General features: G+C 30.2%; 13 protein-coding genes. 8 read left to right on the top strand and 5 right to left on the bottom strand.

Annotated elements, in window-relative coordinates:
• Nucleotides 1-178: 178 nt before the first annotated feature.
• The 4 genes from CLPUN_RS26080 to CLPUN_RS26070 form a co-directional block, all read right to left on the bottom strand.
• Nucleotides 179-622, bottom strand: coding sequence for a DUF6790 family protein (locus tag CLPUN_RS26080; RefSeq protein WP_077850108.1), 444 nt, complete (start codon nucleotides 620-622; stop codon nucleotides 179-181).
• 56 nt (nucleotides 623-678) lie between these two features.
• Nucleotides 679-831 carry a hypothetical protein gene (locus CLPUN_RS27880; RefSeq protein ID WP_158078845.1) on the bottom strand — a complete coding sequence of 51 codons (153 nt, stop codon included), beginning with the start codon at nucleotides 829-831 and terminating at the stop codon, nucleotides 679-681.
• A gap of 134 nt (nucleotides 832-965) precedes the next feature.
• Nucleotides 966-1781, bottom strand: coding sequence for an MBL fold metallo-hydrolase (locus tag CLPUN_RS26075; RefSeq protein WP_077850107.1), 816 nt, complete (start codon nucleotides 1779-1781; stop codon nucleotides 966-968).
• 324 nt (nucleotides 1782-2105) lie between these two features.
• Nucleotides 2106-2957: a DMT family transporter gene (locus CLPUN_RS26070; RefSeq protein WP_077850106.1), complete on the bottom strand. Its 852-nt coding sequence runs from the start codon at nucleotides 2955-2957 to the stop codon at nucleotides 2106-2108.
• An 885-nt stretch (nucleotides 2958-3842) separates the two neighbouring features.
• Between CLPUN_RS26070 and kdpF the strand changes: the two genes are divergently transcribed.
• The 8 genes from kdpF to CLPUN_RS26030 all read left to right on the top strand — a co-directional run bounded on the left by kdpF (nucleotide 3843) and on the right by CLPUN_RS26030 (nucleotide 16441).
• Nucleotides 3843-3941 carry a K(+)-transporting ATPase subunit F gene (gene kdpF, locus CLPUN_RS29775; protein ID WP_423237324.1) on the top strand — a complete coding sequence of 33 codons (99 nt, stop codon included), beginning with the start codon at nucleotides 3843-3845 and terminating at the stop codon, nucleotides 3939-3941.
• Nucleotides 3942-3978: 37 nt separating this feature from the next.
• Nucleotides 3979-5658, top strand: coding sequence for a potassium-transporting ATPase subunit KdpA (gene kdpA, locus CLPUN_RS26060; protein WP_077850104.1), 1680 nt, complete (start codon nucleotides 3979-3981; stop codon nucleotides 5656-5658).
• Between the two features lie 290 nt (nucleotides 5659-5948).
• Nucleotides 5949-8012, top strand: a complete 2064-nt coding sequence (gene kdpB, locus CLPUN_RS26055) for a potassium-transporting ATPase subunit KdpB (RefSeq protein WP_077850103.1) — start codon at nucleotides 5949-5951, stop codon at nucleotides 8010-8012.
• A gap of 210 nt (nucleotides 8013-8222) precedes the next feature.
• Complete coding sequence (locus CLPUN_RS26050; protein ID WP_077850102.1) at nucleotides 8223-8849, top strand: K(+)-transporting ATPase subunit C; 627 nt, start codon at nucleotides 8223-8225, stop codon at nucleotides 8847-8849.
• 47 nt (nucleotides 8850-8896) lie between these two features.
• A complete protein-coding gene (locus tag CLPUN_RS26045; protein WP_077850101.1) occupies nucleotides 8897-9241 on the top strand; it encodes a hypothetical protein in 345 nt (114 codons plus the stop codon).
• A gap of 239 nt (nucleotides 9242-9480) precedes the next feature.
• Complete coding sequence (locus CLPUN_RS26040; RefSeq protein ID WP_077850100.1) at nucleotides 9481-12198, top strand: sensor histidine kinase; 2718 nt, start codon at nucleotides 9481-9483, stop codon at nucleotides 12196-12198.
• Entirely contained in the window at nucleotides 12188-12886 is a 699-nt protein-coding gene (locus CLPUN_RS26035; RefSeq protein ID WP_077850099.1) for a response regulator, read from the top strand. Before CLPUN_RS26040 ends, CLPUN_RS26035 begins: the two co-directional genes overlap by 11 nt.
• 519 nt (nucleotides 12887-13405) lie before the next feature.
• Entirely contained in the window at nucleotides 13406-16441 is a 3036-nt protein-coding gene (locus tag CLPUN_RS26030; RefSeq protein ID WP_077850098.1) for a starch-binding protein, read from the top strand.
• Between the two features lie 275 nt (nucleotides 16442-16716).
• On the opposite strand, the gene CLPUN_RS26025 is transcribed toward CLPUN_RS26030, so the two are convergent.
• Nucleotides 16717-16919 (bottom strand): transposase (locus CLPUN_RS26025; protein WP_143329016.1); only part of this gene is annotated, 203 nt, incomplete at its 5' end.

Here is a 16919-nt window from a genome sequence, read left to right as displayed (position 1 = left end):
GATATAAAGCTGCTAAGAAAGATTTAGAAAAATCCAAAGTAATATATATTTACAAAGCTGCCGCAAGCGGTACGCCGATAGAAGAAATTTTTGAGTCATTAAAAATAGCCTAAGAATCTGTTTTTTTATTCAACTGTAAAATTATTCAAGTAAAAATGCACTATTATAGTAATTAACTTCATTTTAGTAGTAATAATATGATTAATGTTAAAGGCATAATAATATCTGGTATGATTATTATTACATTGCCAGGATTAAAGTTTCTTAATTTTATAATTTCTTTAATGTGTAAAATAGCTGCTCCAAATAAAAAAGTAGAAAATGGAATAACTGTAGCTATCCAAAATCCATCTCTAATCCAATAGCATAATATACCCGATATGCCTATTCCTAATGAAACAATTCCAAGTTCAATTTGAAACCCGTTTGAAACCCATCCTATTGTTTTAGCAACCTTTTCTCTGACAATAACATGTCCAATAAAATTGACTATACCGAAAAATCCCACTGTAAATACTAATTGAATTAGACATGCATTATAAATAAAACCTTGTGATGGATTCAACAAGTTATATATAATGCTTAATATCCATCCGATTGCATAACTAATAATATAAATCATTAATATTTCTCCTTTATGTTTTGTTCTCATTCCTAATTTTCATAAATATATCCTTATTATAGCATATTTTGTATGTATCGCTTTGTATTTCCCATTTGTGAAAATCCATAAATAGCTATGAGTTTTTCTTGGAGGTTGCTGGTAATGAATTGGCTTAGGTTTGCTAGAACTGTATATATTGGATTATCTAATTGTTCCGCATTCTTCACTTCACTACGTACTTCCTCATTAGTAGTATTATGTAATAAAAAAATATCACACTATTCATGTATTGTTTTGAATAATGTGATATTAAAAACATCTATTTGCTTATAAATTTAACTTTATTGACTTGTTGTTATACTTATAATCTTTTCAATATTTCATAACTCAATGTTCGAAATACCTGACAATAATTTTGAAATCCATCTTGTCCAATAATATAAATATTAGGCATATAGTCCATTCTTGTTCTTGAATACATAATACGTTCCAAGCCATTATCTACAGCTGTATGATTACTTAACGCCACATCTACTTTTTTACGCATTGCTTCACTAATAAAGTAATCTAATGACTTGAGATATTGTTTCGCTTTATTCTTTGTCCACGGTGGTGTCGTACCACCCCATAATGCTGCCATATGAATTTCTCCATCTTCTTTTACAGGGAATATGTAGCTTAATCCTCCCGGAGTATGACCAGGAGTACCGTAAACATATATTGTTTTGTCACCCAATGTTATGGTGTCGCCATCCTGAACATAAACATCAATTTTGTAATCTTTCCACGTTTCCGGTCTATCAGGCTTAGTTGGATGTTCTCCCCAAAAAATATCATCTACTTTAGAAAGGTATGTATCAACATGGTATTTCTCAACAAACCATCTCCCACATCCTGTATGATCAACATGTCCATGAGTCAAAATCAGCTTTTTTATTGTATCAGGATTCCACCCTACATTTTTAATCGCATCCACTATTGCCTCAAAAGCTTTTTTTACCGGCCAAATAGCATCTATAACTATCAACCCATCACTCGTTTTTAACACAAAACAATTTGTTTCTTTTTGTGCAACAATTAGCAAATCATCAAAAATCTTAGCATGAGTGAAAAATGACATATCTTCCATTGCTTTGATTGTTTCTTTCGTAATAACTGGTTTATTTAATCTATTCATTTAATATACACTCCTCTGTACAATATTAATTTTATATTTGCACAGAGGATAAGCGATTTTTTGGATGCATACATAAAAATATTTCCATAATTTCACCTTCTCTACAAATTAAAGAAACAAGTGTTCAACATTTATAATTTAGATTAATTTACAACAATAGAAATAAATATTACTGACTAAATAGTAGTTTAGTAGATAAAAGCATTTTTATGAAATTGAACGGAATTCCGTAGATTAGGTAGGGCTCGGTTCATTTCTTAAACAGTACGATGTTTTATAATATATTCGTATTTAAATTAGAACATTTATAAACAATAATATTAATTATTTAGATTTGATAGTTGAATAAAAAACAGTCCCTAAAATAATGATTCCGCCCAATGCTTCTCTTAAAGTTGGTATTTCTCTTAACAATAAAGCAGCAAAAATAATACCGTAGACTGGTTCAAGGCTTGATATAATACCTGCTGTCTGTGTCTTAATGTTTCTTAAACCATTTATGAATAATAAGTGAGAAATCCCAGTAAAAACTATGCCTAATATAATTAGTAATAATATCTCCCTAAGATTAAAAGTATATTCTTGTAAAAACAAAAAAGGGATTAATACGACAGTTGCAACTAATTGCTCATAAAAGGCAATTATTGAACTTGGATATTCTTTTACATATTTTCTATTAAGCATTGATAGAATTGCATAAGTAAAACCAGATACCACGCCCCAAATAACGCCTTGAGTTAGATTATTTCCGAGTTCGAACTTTGGAATAACAAGCACTACTCCTAAAAATGTAATAATTGCAACCACAATATCTGATAACTTAATTTTCTCTTTAAAGAAATATGGTTCAAAAAATGTAACAAAAACAGGAAAGGTTGAAAATGTAAGTAATCCTATTGCTACTGTTGACATCTGTATAGACATAAAAAAAGTGCTCCAATGTATCGCTAAAATACCTCCCATTATTGCTAAATAAAAATAATGCTTTTTTTGTTTTAGCTTCATATCCTTTTTTAAATAAAAGATAATAATCAATAAAAAAATACTTGAAAAGAAAACTCTTCCAAGAACAATTATTATTGATGGCAATGATAACACTTTTCCAAACAAGCCTGATAAACCAAATAAAAAAACTGATAAATGAATCTCCACTAAACTTTTATTTTTTATATTCATATAGTTACCTCCCAATAAAATCTAAATATTTCTTTATAAATATAAAATTTTCCAATTGACTCCATTTTATAAACAAGCTTAATTTAATATTATATATATATCATTATTTATAGTGGGTCAATTTAATTAATTATCTAGATTATGGAAGATAAAAATATTCATGTCTTTTCACTGTATACACCTCCTAAATTTATAAAATAAATAAAATACTATTTTGACAAGGAAGGTAACTGTCATTTATTTTATACTAAATTAACTACACTAAACATTTTAACACAATGCTGCTTTGCATTCAATTTGTCAGGTTATATACTTTGTATTGCAAATCACTTATAAAATATATTATAAATATCCCATTATTTAATTTTTAAAGATCAATTTTTCACTAATTACTACGTACTTCCTACACATTAAGTTCTAAATTAAAAGAATTTATCTTAATACTTTTGAAGTTACAATAAATCATCAACACTTCTGTTCATATACTTATAAAAATCATCAACACTTTACTAGAAAATTCTAATGCTAGCTCATCTATAATGAAATCTTTTATATCATATTGAAAATCTTTATAAAATCTTTATACAAATAGAAATAGTTTAATCCAATCTTTACACTGTAAGTAGTATTATTCAAGTATAAGGTACAATCAAAAATATCCATGGCAACTTTAGATTTGGTATTTATTTTCATGTGCCTAAAAGATAAATCTTGAAGGGAGAAGAACAGTGTTTGATATTGTATTTTTTGCATTATTAATTTTAGGGTTTTGTTCTGTTATATTTTTTACTAATTGGTGTGAAAAGCAAGTTAATAAATAAAAGAAATAATGTTTATGGAAGAAAATAGATTAGCATACTTACTGACTTGTTTATTTCTTTGAATATGCTTAATGGAGGAATGTATATGGGGATATTAGTTACAATTATAGTTTTACTTTTTGGATATTTAAGCTATGTACTATTTAATCCAGAAAAATTTTAGTATTGATAGTAAGAGGTTAAAACAGGAGGAATAATTTATGGAATGGTTACAAATAATAATGTCTTTACTACTTTTTATGATAATCATAATACCACTTGGAAAGTATTTATATAATGTGAGCACTAATCAAAGGATGATTGGGGACAAGTTTTTTAATATTGTGGATAATTTTATTTATAAAGTATGCAGGATAAATAAAGAGGAAGAAATGAATTGGAAGGAATATGTGTTTTCTATCATAGCAGTAAATGCAGTTATGATATTTATAGGATATATAATACTTAGAACTCAAGGGTTTCTATTTTTAAATCCAAATAAAATAGATGGAATGGAACAAAGCTTATCTTTTAATACAATTATAAGTTTTATGACAAACACAAATCTTCAAGATTATAGTGGAGAATCTGGACTTTCTCATTTAAGTCAAATGATAGTTATTATATTCATGATGTTTACTTCAGCAGCAACAGGCTTTGCGGCAGCTTTGGCTTTTATGAGAGGAGTAATTGGAAAGAAAACAATGGGAAATTTTTTTGTAGATTTAATAAGAATTATTACAAGAGTGTTATTACCACTTTCAATAATAGTAGGAATTCTTTTAGTGAGTCAAGGTGTACCACAAACTCTTTCAGGAACTAAAACCGTTACTACAATAGAAGGAAAAATGCAGGATATAGCAATGGGACCTGTAGCTGCCCTTGAAGCTATAAAACATTTAGGAACAAACGGTGGTGGTTTCTTTGGAGCAAACTCAGCTCATCCCTTTGAAAATCCTACACCTATATCAAATTTAATTGAACTATTATCTATGATGCTGCTGCCAGGAGCATTAGTTTATACCTTTGGCTTAATGTTAAAAAATAAAAAACAAGGGTGGGCAATATTTGGTGCAATGGCTGGAATCTTCATAATAGCACTTCCAATATGCTATTATGCAGAAAAAGCAGGAAATCCAGCTTTAGCACATGTGGGTTTAAATCAACTAATGGGTAATATGGAAGGGAAAGAAGTAAGGTTTGGAATAGGACAATCTGCATTATTTACAACAGTAACTACAGCCTTTACAACAGGAACGGTTAATAATATGCATGATTCCTTAACCCCTATAGGAGGAGCAGTTGCTCTTATGAATATGATGCTTAATGTGGTATTCGGTGGAAAAGGCGTAGGTTTTATGAACATGATGATGTATGCAATCCTTACGGTTTTCTTATGCGGACTTATGGTTGGAAGAACACCAGAATTTTTATCAAAAAAGCTTGAAGGAAAGGAAATTAAGCTCATAGCCTTGGCTATAATAATTCATCCATTTTTAATATTAATGTTTTCAGCCTTAGCTTTAGTAGTTCCACAAGGGTTAGCGGGTATATCAAATTCAGGTTTCCATGGACTAACTCAAGTAGTTTATCAATTTACCTCCTCAGCTGCCAATAATGGTTCTGGCTTTGAAGGACTATCAGATAATACGTTATTTTGGAATACTACAACAGGCTTAGCTATGTTTTATGGAAGATATTTATCCATAATAATTCTTCTTTCAGTAGCAGGAGCTTTAGCTGCTAAAAGAAGTATACCAACAACAGCAGGAACCTTTAGAACAGATAACACAATGTTTACAGTAACCTTAATTGCTATTGTTTTAATAATTGGAGCCTTAACCTTTTTGCCTGCAATAGCCCTTGGGCCAATAGCAGAGCATCTAACACTGTGGCATTAATTTAATTAAAACTTAATTTAGATGAGGGTTGATTGCCAGCTGAACTTTAATCGAACTTATGACCTAAAGAGTCACAATGTAGTTTAAAGGATCACAATGTAATCTAAAGGGCAACGGTATAACTTAAAGAGCCACAATGTAACCTCAAGAATTCAATAATGTATCTTAAAGGGCATAATGATATGAACCTCTAGTGATACTTAGAGTCAATCTAAAGAGGGGATATTAGTGAACTTAGCTATGGCAAAAATCTTGGTTATTAGTAAATTATAAGGCAGGGAGAAAATATTATGAGTGATAAAAAAAGAGAAGCTAAATTTATTACAAAAGAGATATTAAATGAAGCGATTATAGAAGCTTTTAAAAAATTAAATCCTAAATATATGATAAAAAATCCAGTTATGTTTGTAGTAGAAGTAGGTTTTGTTATAACACTATTACTTACCTTTGTACCAAGTTTATTTGGTGATCAAGGCAGTAACTTACGAATATACAACTTAATCGTAACAATAATACTTCTTATAACAGTACTTTTTGCAAATTTTGCAGAAGCAGTAGCTGAAGGTAGAGGTAAAGCTCAAGCTGAAAATTTAAAGAAAATGCGCAAGGATACTGTAGCAAAACTTTTAAATCCTAATGGGACTACTAAAATTATAAATGCAAATGAATTAAAAAGAGGAGATGTAGTTTTAGTTGAAAATGGAGATATAATTCCAAATGATGGTGAAGTTATAGATGGAATAGCTTCTGTAGATGAATCAGCTATAACAGGTGAATCAGCACCTGTTATGAAGGAGCGTGGTGGGGATTTTGCATCAGTTACAGGCGGAACAAAAGTTGTAAGTGACTGGTTAAAGCTAGAGATAACAGCAGTGCCAGGTGAATCTTTCCTAGATAAAATGATTTCTCTTGTTGAAGGAGCCTCAAGACAAAAAACTCCCAATGAAATTGCTCTAAACACTATACTTGTAAGTTTAACAATTATATTTCTTATAGTAATAGTTGCACTTTATCCAATGGCTAATTATTCAGGAATTGCAATTTATATTTCTACTTTAATTGCACTCCTTGTATGTTTAATACCTACAACTATTGGAGGTTTATTATCAGCTATTGGTATTGCAGGGATGGATAGAGTAACAAAATTTAATGTTATTGCAATGTCAGGGAAGGCAGTAGAAGCTTGTGGTGATGTTGATACAATGCTTCTTGATAAGACAGGAACAATAACCTTTGGTAATAGACTTGCAGCAGAATTTATACCCGTTGGAAATTCAGATAAGCTGGAGTTAATAAATTATGCTGTAATATGTTCTTTAAAAGATGATACACCAGAGGGAAAATCAATAGTTGACCTTGGAAAAAAATTAGGTTCAAATGTAGAGGAAGAAGAGTATAAAGCTTTAGGCTTTATTGAGTTTACAGCGCAAACAAGAATGAGTGGAATAGATTTACAAAATGGGTTGAAGGTAAGAAAAGGAGCTTCTGATTCTATAAAAAATAGAATAAAAGAACTTGGAGGAAAAATTCCAAATGATTTAGAAGATGCAGTAAATGGAGTTTCAAAACTAGGAGGAACACCTCTTGTAGTTTGTGTTAATGATAAAATATATGGTGTTATATATCTTAAAGATACTGTTAAGCCAGGTCTTGTAGAAAGATTCCAAAGACTTAGAGAAATTGGTATTAAAACAGTTATGTGTACAGGGGATAATCCTTTAACGGCTGCAACTATTGCTAAAGAAGCTGGTGTAGATGAATTTATAGCTGAATGTAAACCAGAAGATAAAATTGCTGCAATTAAAAAAGAACAAGAACAAGGCAAAATTGTAGCCATGACTGGAGATGGAACTAATGATGCACCAGCCCTAGCACAAGCAGATGTAGGACTTGCAATGAATAGTGGTACTACAGCAGCTAAAGAAGCAGCAAATATGGTGGATTTAGATTCAGATCCTACAAAGATTCTTGAAGTAGTTGAAATAGGAAAACAGCTTTTAATAACAAGGGGAGCTTTAACTACTTTTAGTATAGCTAATGATGTAGCTAAATACTTTGCAATCATCCCAGCTATTTTTACTGTAGCTATACCTGAAATGCAGATTATGAATGTAATGAGGCTTTCAACACCCTATAGTGCAATACTTTCAGCTCTTATATTTAATGCAGTAATAATACCACTACTTATACCAATAGCTATGAAGGGGGTAAAGTATAAACCTATGAAAGCAGAAACTATGCTGCTTAGAAATATGCTGATTTTTGGTGGTGGAGGAATGCTTGTTCCATTTATAGGAATTAAGGTGATTGACGTTGTTATTACCCCACTAGTTAGGATTCTTAATATAGGTTAGAAGCAGTTAAGAATTAACAGTTGAGGAGTGGAATCAACATATGATTCCACTTGGTTAAGAGTTAATTGTTTAGGAGGAAAGCTACAGGCATCCTTAAAAAGTAGATTATTTTTGAAGGTTTGTAGTTTACGAAAAATGTATTATTAAAAATCCTTGTATGGTTCAAAATAAATTAATAGTGTGCATTTCACGGAAAAAGGAGATTTTTATATGAAAATAATTAAAAAAGCTATTTTCGTAAGTATAACTTTAATGATACTTTGTGGGCTTATATATCCTCTTTTTATGACAGGAGTAAGCCAATTAATATTTAATAAAAAAGCTAATGGAAGCTTGATTACAGTTGATGGAAAAGAAGTTGGCTCAGAGCTGCTAGGACAAAATTTTACAGCTGCAAAATTTTTTAAAGGGAGAGTTTCGGCTGTAAATTATAACACTTATACAGAAAAGGATACAAAACTAGATGAAAGTGGAAAATCAGCGTATGCTGGAGTAGGCTCAGGTTCTCAAAATTTAGCACCTTCTAATGAAGCTCTCAAAGAAAGAGTTGAAAAAGATATAGACAGCTTTTTAGAAACTAATCCAAGTGTTAAAAAAGAGGATATTCCAACTGATTTGCTTACAAGCTCAGGTTCTGGTCTTGACCCAGATATAAGTCCTAAAGCGGCCGAAATTCAGATACCAGCAGTTTCAAAAGGTTCAGGAATAAGCGAAGGTGACCTTAAAGCAATCCTTGATAAATATACTGAAGGAAGAACTTTGGGGGTGTTTGGAGAACCAAGAGTAAATGTATTGAAGGTTAATATTGAAATAGCCTCAATTTTGAATAAGAAATGATTTAAGTTTTAAACTCATTTCACATTCATAGAATAAGGAGATTTACTATGAAAAAGATAATTTCTATACTTTTAGTTTTTATAATAATTAGTATTGTTATAGCAAACCATAACAATGATTCATATACAGGAAAATACAAAGATTCCAATAATACAATTTTAGAACTTAGCTCAAATGGTAAGTGTACAATTATAAACAGTTTTTATAAAGATGTGTTTTACACCTATGGGAAATATACTATAAAAGATAATGAAATAGAAATAAATTTTGATAAGGATAAAGAAAATTATTTGAGAGTTGAAAGTTTAGAAGGAAAAGTTAAAGGGAGTAATATAGAATTTCATAATTATCTAACAGAAGGTAAAGAGTGTGTTTACTCAAAAATAGGATAATATATATGTTAAAAAATAGTTTTTATAAAATTTATGTCCCTGTAAAGTTCTAATTGTAGAATATAGAAAGTAAGAATAACATTTCTTTTATATTATTATCAATAACTATATAATTTACAATGATAAATAAATCTCTAACCCTTTAACTTTTCTATAAATATTGATATGTCGAAATAACTGTTATAAAATGCAAATAATAGAGAGAGCATAAAATTAAGTAAAGGTAAGGAGTGATTTAAATAGATATACAAGAAAGACCAAATCCAGAGTATCTTTTAAATCAAATAAAAAGAGAAGAAAATGAAGCTTCAAGAGGAAAGTTAAAGATTTTTTTTGGATATGCAGCAGGAGTAGGTAAAAGTTATGAAATGCTCATGCAAGGCCATGATATGAAAAAGTTAGGCAAAGATATAGTTATTGGATATATTGAACCTCATGCAAGACCAGAAACTATGGCTTTAGTAAAGGGAATTGAAGATATTGGTGTTAAAACTATTAATTATAAAGGAATAACTTTAAAAGAATTTGATTTAGATAAAGCCCTTGCTAGAAAACCGCAGATAATATTAGTAGATGAACTTGCTCATACTAATGCAGCTACCCAAAGACATAGAAAAAGATGGCAGGATATAGAGGAACTTTTAGAAGCTGGAATAAATGTTTATACAACTTTAAATGTTCAGCATATTGAAAGTTTAAATGATATAGTTGAAAGTATAACCCATATTGCTGTAAGAGAAACAATTCCAGATAATATATTTGATGAGGCAGATAAAGTAGAATTAATCGATATTGAACCTGATGAACTTCTTAACAGATTTAGTGATGGAAAAGTTTATAGCAAGGAGCAGACAAGAAAAGCTTTTAATAACTTTTTTACTAAAAATAATCTATTTGCCCTTAGAGAAATTGCTTTGAGACGAACTGCTGATAGGGTAAATTATGAAGTTGAAAGTGTAAGATTGTCAAAAGGCCAGATAAATGTGATGCCAATATCAGATGCAATACTTGCTTGTATATCTCCATCACCCTCATCTTCCAGAGTTATAAGAACAGCTACAAGAATGGCAGAAGCACATCATTCAAAATGGATAGCCTTTTATGTTGAAACAACAAATTCAAGAAATTTAAGTAAGGAAGATAGAGAAAGATTAAATGCAAATTTTGCTTTAGCTGAGCAGTTAGGTGGAGAAGTAGTAACTGTGTATAGCGATAATATTATTGAGCAGATAATTGAATATGCAAAATTTAGAAACGTAACGAAAATTATTATAGGTAAAAATCATAAAAAACCAAATAACTTATTTCATTTTTATGCTAGAGATATAGTTGATAAACTTATGGAATCTAATTCCTATATAGATGTTTATGTTATACCAAATGCAACTTATCATAACGATAAAAAATATACGATAAAAAATAAAAAGCTAAAATTTAATGTATCAAAGAAAGAAATTTTAATATCCAGTTTAATCATGCTGAGTACTATAATAATTTCTTTATGTATTGATTATTTAGGCTTTAAGGATACTAATATAATTATGATTTTTATCTTAGGGGTTATTATAGTAAACATAAAAACAAGAGGATATATTTTAGGTTTTATTTGGTCAATTATAAGTATATTTTTATTTAATTACCTTTTTACAGTGCCGCTATATTCCTTGGAGATGTATGACAAAAGTTATTTAGTAACCTTTCCAATAATGCTCATAGTAACTTTTACAATTGGTACCCTTACAAATAAAATACAAAGGGAAGCACTTAATTCTTCTCAAAGAGAAAATAGAACAAGAAATTTATATAGAGTAAGTAAAAAATTGTTGAGTGCAACTGGTACTTCAGATGTTGTAGGTATAGGAATAAAATACTTGTCAAGGTTATTAGAAAGAACTATTATCTGTTATTTAGAACAAGATAATAAATTTTCAACTCCATTTATTTATACTGCGACTAAAGGGGAAAAAGACAGATCTTTATTAAATAAAGATGAAGAAGCTGTTGCTTATTGGACATTTTTAAATGATAAGGAATCAGGTTCGGGAACTGATACCTTTTATGGAGCAAAAGGATATTATATGCCTTTAAAAAGCCATGGAAGAATATTAGGAGTACTAGGTGTTTCATGCATTAATGGAACTTTAAAGCCAGAGCAAAAATTTATTTTTGAAACCGTAGCTAGTCAAATCTACATTGCACTAGATAGAGAAATCTTAGCTGAAACTCAAAAGAAATCTAATTTAGAAATTGAAAGCGAAAGACTTAGAAGCAATCTATTAAGGTCGATTTCCCATGATTTAAGGAGTCCCCTTGCAGGGATTAAAGGTGCGGTGAGTACTATAATTGAGACAGGTAATCTTATATCAGAAAAAACTAAAGGAGAACTGCTTCAAGGTGTTTATGAGGATACTGAATGGCTTATAAGATTAGTAGAAAATTTACTTAGTATGACAAGGTTTGATGGAGGCAGCATTAAAATTAAGAAGGATATGGAATTAGTTGAAGAAGTAGTGTATGAAGCAGTTCAAAGGACTTCAAAACGCTTTAAAGATCATAAAATAAAAGTGACAGTTCCAGATGAGGTCATAATGGTTCCAATGGATGGAAGTTTAATTGAACAAGTGCTCATAAATCTATTTGACAATGCTATTAAGTTTACTCCGAAAGGTTCCTTGATTGAAGTGAAAGTTTATGAGGATAAGAAAAATGTTATTTTTGAAGTGATTGATAATGGCACAGGAATATCAGAAGATATATTGCCACATATATTTAATAGATTTTTTACTAATGGAGATAAAATATCAGATTCCAGACGGGGAGTTGGATTAGGTCTTGCAATTTGCAGATCAATAGTAGAAGCACATGGTGGAGTAATTAGTGCTCATAACAAAAACAACAAAGAAGGAGCTATTTTTAAATTTGATATTCCAAAGGAGGAAGATGTTAATGGACAATAAGCCACATATTCTTGTTGTGGAAGATGATAAGCCTATAAGAAATTTTATAATAGCAGCTTTAAAGGCACAAGGATTTAATTTTATTGAAACTGACAAAGGAATGGAAGGCATTGCACTTTCAATGTCACATAAACCCGACTTAATAATATTAGATTTAGGACTTCCAGATATGGATGGAATTAATGTTATCACAAGCGTTAGAGAATGGTCAAAAATTCCTATAATAATAGTTTCAGCAAGAGAAAATGAAAGACAGAAAATAGAAGCTTTAGATAAGGGTGCAGATGATTATTTAACAAAACCTTTTGGAATTGGAGAATTATTAGCTAGAGTTAGAGTAGCCTTAAGACATAGCATGGTAAATAGTAATCTAAGAGAAGATATAGAAATTTTTAAGGTCAAAGATTTAGTTGTTGATTTTAATAAAAGAAAAGTGAGAATAAATAACGAAGATATACATTTAACACCTATAGAATATAAAATTATGGTACTTCTCTGTAAGTATTCAGGAAAGGTGCTAACTCATAACTTTATAACCCAGGAAATATGGACTTCCACAACAGCAAGTGAAACTCAATCCCTAAGAGTGTTTATGGCAAGCCTTAGAAGAAAAATAGAAAAGAATCCAGCTGAACCACAGTATATTTATACAGAGGTTGGAGTTGGATATAGATTAGTGGATGAATAGCAGGGTAGGAGAGTTGCGGGACATTAATTAACAAAAGGCTTAATATAAATAGATAAGTTGATGGAGAGTGAATGAGGAGTAGAAAGAAAAGTAAATTTAAGTATAAGGGAGAGTATCTGCAATGAAATTTGTGGATACTTTTTTATATAGGACAGGCAGTTTTCAAATAATATTGATCATCTTTTTAGTGAAGAAATCGCATTTCTATATAAAAAACGTTGAAAAATAGAGCTTTTTTCAAGTGGATAAAACAAAATCTAAAATTTAAAACTTTTGGTTAAAAATTTTACTTTTTCCGCATCTCATGAAATACAGTTCTTTAGAGTAATAAAGAGAAAAGATGTACATAATTATAATTGATTTGGTCAATATTGACAATAAAACCAAAAAAGAGTAAACTATAATTAAAGGTTCGATAAAAATATTGTGCCTTTTAAGTATGTATTATGTAAAGGAGGTGTTTTTTTGATTTTGCAAGCGATTGCATTAATATGAATTTATGGTAAAGGAAGAGGTAATATGAAATCAAAAAAAATTCAGAATTTTGTAGCATCAGCTGTATTTTTGGCTACTTTATTTAGTACTACAATGGTTAGTGCTAGTATAGGTGATGTAGGTAAATTAACTAATAGTAGCACACAAAATATTCTAAAAGTGAATATTGATAATGATGGGTCAGTAAAATATTCTGAACCAAGCGCTAAAGACTCGAATCTAAAGAAACCGTTTGCATGGAAAAATGCTACCGTATACTTTGAATTAACAGATAGATTCAATAATGGAGATACAAGTAATGATCATTCTTATGGGCGTGGATTAGATCAAAATGGAAATGTACAAGCGGGCTACACTAACAATCCAGGCGCTTTTCAAGGGGGAGATTTAAAAGGGTTAACTCAAAAAGTTAACGATGGATATTTTACAAACTTAGGTGTAAATGCAATTTGGATTACTGCACCTTATGAACAAATTCATGGCTTTACTTCTGGAAACGATGATGGAGGTAATGCACAAAATAACGGAAAGGGGTTTCCATATTATTCATATCATGGCTATTGGGCTTTAGATTATAGCAATATAGATGCTAATATGGGAACTGCTGATGATTTAAAAACATTTGTTGATACAGCTCATTCAAAAGGAATACGTGTAGTAATGGATATTGTATTAAATCATGTAGGATATGCTACTATGAAGGATGCAAATGAATATGGATTTGGAGGACTAGCATCAGGATGGGAAAAATATTATTATGGACCATTAAAAGACCTTGTAGGAGGAGCTATAGAAGGAAAAAACTATTATAATTTAGATGATTCAAAATGGAGTACTAAATGGTGGGGAACAGGTTTTGTAAGAGCATCTGTTGGATATGCAGGATATCCTAAAACTTCAGAAGGTGCAGGGTGGACAGACTGTCTTGCTGGACTTCCAGATATTAAAACTGAAAGTACAACAGAAATAGGATTGCCACCGTTACTAGAGACCAAGTGGAAAAAAGAAGGTAGATATGATAAAGAAATGGCTAGTCTAAATTCCTTCTTTGAAAAGAGAAATTTAAAAAGGATACCAAGAAACTATGTTATAAAATGGTTAACAGATTATATTAGAAATTACGGAATAGATGGATTTAGATGTGATACTGCAAATCAAGTTGATCTTGATTCATGGGCATCTTTAAATAAGGAAGCAAGAGTAGCCTTTGATGAATACAAATCGAATAATCCAGATAAAGTACTTGATCCTAATGCAGAATTTTGGACAGTAGGAGAATCATGGGGACATGGAGTTAATAAGGATGCATTTTATACTCAAGGTGGATTTAGTTCAATGATTAACTTTACCTTTAAGGATGTTAGTGCTTCAAATATTAAAGCTAAATATAATGCATTAAGTAAAGTTAATGATGATGATAATTTTGACGTATTAAGTTATATATCATCACATGACGATAAATTATATAATAGAGATAATTTAATTTATGGAGGAACATCATTATTACTTGCACCAGGAACAGTACAAATATTTTATGGAGATGAAACGGCTAGACCTTTAAGCTGGACAGATAGATTCTCAAGTAATTATACAGATCAGACATATCGTACATTTATGAATTGGAGTGATCTTAATAATTCAAATGGAAAAGCTTTAACTATTCTTGCACATTGGCAAAAACTGGGTCAATTTAGAAATAAGCACTTAGCTGTAGGAGCCGGTATAAATATAGATTTAAGCAGTAATCCATATACATTTGGAAGAACGTATAATAAAGACGGTGTAGCAGATAAAGTTGTATGTGCTATAGGAGCATCTGGGGATACAAATGTAAACGTATCAAATACATTTAGTGATGGGTCTAAAGTAAGAGATGCTTATACTGGAGCAATTACTACAGTAGTAAATGGAAAAGCTACTTTTACTGCTGATAAAAACGGAGTTATTTTAATTGAAAAAGCAGATAATACTCCAGATGTAGGCGTTAATCCAGGTTCAAAGAAATACTATGAAGATACATTAAAATTAAGTTTAAATGTAAGTGGAGCAGATACTGGAACTTATAGTATTAATGGAGAAGCTGAAAAAGCTTTCAAAAATGAAGATGTAATAACAATAGGTGAAAATCTAGCTTATGAAAGTGCAACAACCATTACAGTAAAGGCTTCAAATTCTGATGGAAGTGCAACACAAACTTACACATATACTAAAAAAGATCCTAATTTTGTATCAAATGTATACCTTAAGAAACCAGCAAACTTTGGAACACCAAAAGTATACATTTATAGCGAAAGTGATGGAACTATAAATGAAGTAACAAAATGGCCAGGAGTAGAAATGAAATCAGAAGGAAATGATTTATATAGATATTCTTTACCAAAAGGTTTTAGCGATGCAAAAGTGATATTTAATGATGGGAATAATCAAATACCTGGATCAGGACAAATAGGGTTTAGTTTAGACAATGGAAGTACTATGATTTATGATAGTGGAGATTGGAAAAACTATGTGATTGAAAATAATCCACAAGCTTCAATATCAAAAGAAAGCTGTGATTTTACTGATTCTTTATCTCTTACATTACGAGCAAAAAACAGTACATCATCAACATATTCAATAGATGGTGGAACAGAAGTGAATTACAAGGATGGAGATGTAATAACTATAGGAAAGGATGCTCTAGTTAATGATAAAATTACTATTACATTAAAAGTAACAGACGGAAAGAAAAGTGATATAAAGAGTTACACTTATACCAAAAAGGAAAAAACTAAAGCAGCTACTGTATATTGCCGAAAGCCACAAGGTTGGGGAAAACTAAAAACATATATTTATGATGACACTCAAAATTCTGTAAAAGAGGTAGCGAAATGGCCAGGAGTGGAAATGAAATCAGAAGGAAATGATTTATACAGTTATACATTGCCAGATGGATGGGAAGACGCATATGTAATATTCACTGATGGAAAAAATCAAGTACCAGGCTCAGGAAAAAGAGGGTATAAATTAAGTAAGGAAAGTAAAATGATATACGATAATGGAACTTGGAAAGTGTATTAAGAAAAGGTAGTGATAAATAAAAACTCACCTCATGCTAATAATATTGTTTAGCATAGGTGAGTTTATTCATAAAAATTTACAAATATTTATTTTGAAAGGGACTCTAGATAGTTTTGTGTTATTAACACATTTATCATTAAAATATTACTGGAAATTTTGTTTTCTGGTAATATTTTTTTATTTTTAGTAAATACTAAAAATATGTTTTATATTCACTTATAGTATTAGTAATAAATCAAATATTATACATAGATTTTACAAAAAAGTACAAGCTGTTAAGCTAGTTCATCATTTAATTGTTCAGCGAATATTATTGATAATTCTGCTAAAGTTCTACCCCAATTTGGTGTAGGTTGAGTCCATTTTTCTATAATTTCCATAGTCGCTAAATATACACATTTGCTTAAAGATTGATCTGTTGGGAATATAGTTCTTGCCTTAGTATATTTACGGATTTGCCTATTAAATCCTTCTAGCG

Source organism: Clostridium puniceum (assembly GCF_002006345.1).
GTDB classification, from domain to species: domain Bacteria; phylum Bacillota; class Clostridia; order Clostridiales; family Clostridiaceae; genus Clostridium; species Clostridium puniceum.
The sequence above is the reverse complement of the archived record's forward strand: the minus strand, read 5'-3'. Positions and strand labels throughout refer to the sequence as shown.

Excerpts from the sequence above, each read along its gene's own strand:
- CLPUN_RS26080 (WP_077850108.1), bottom strand. The coding sequence starts at position 622 with ATGATTTATATTATTAGTTATGCAATCGGATGGATATTAAGCATTATA.
- CLPUN_RS26075 (WP_077850107.1), bottom strand. The coding sequence starts at position 1,781 with ATGAATAGATTAAATAAACCAGTTATTACGAAAGAAACAATCAAAGCA.
- CLPUN_RS26070 (WP_077850106.1), bottom strand. The coding sequence starts at position 2,957 with ATGAATATAAAAAATAAAAGTTTAGTGGAGATTCATTTATCAGTTTTT.
- kdpF (WP_423237324.1), top strand. The coding sequence starts at position 3,843 with ATGCTTAATGGAGGAATGTATATGGGGATATTAGTTACAATTATAGTT.
- kdpA (WP_077850104.1), top strand. The coding sequence starts at position 3,979 with ATGGAATGGTTACAAATAATAATGTCTTTACTACTTTTTATGATAATC.
- kdpB (WP_077850103.1), top strand. The coding sequence starts at position 5,949 with ATGAGTGATAAAAAAAGAGAAGCTAAATTTATTACAAAAGAGATATTA.
- CLPUN_RS26050 (WP_077850102.1), top strand. The coding sequence starts at position 8,223 with ATGAAAATAATTAAAAAAGCTATTTTCGTAAGTATAACTTTAATGATA.
- CLPUN_RS26045 (WP_077850101.1), top strand. The coding sequence starts at position 8,897 with ATGAAAAAGATAATTTCTATACTTTTAGTTTTTATAATAATTAGTATT.
- CLPUN_RS26035 (WP_077850099.1), top strand. The coding sequence starts at position 12,188 with ATGGACAATAAGCCACATATTCTTGTTGTGGAAGATGATAAGCCTATA.
- CLPUN_RS26030 (WP_077850098.1), top strand. The coding sequence starts at position 13,406 with ATGAAATCAAAAAAAATTCAGAATTTTGTAGCATCAGCTGTATTTTTG.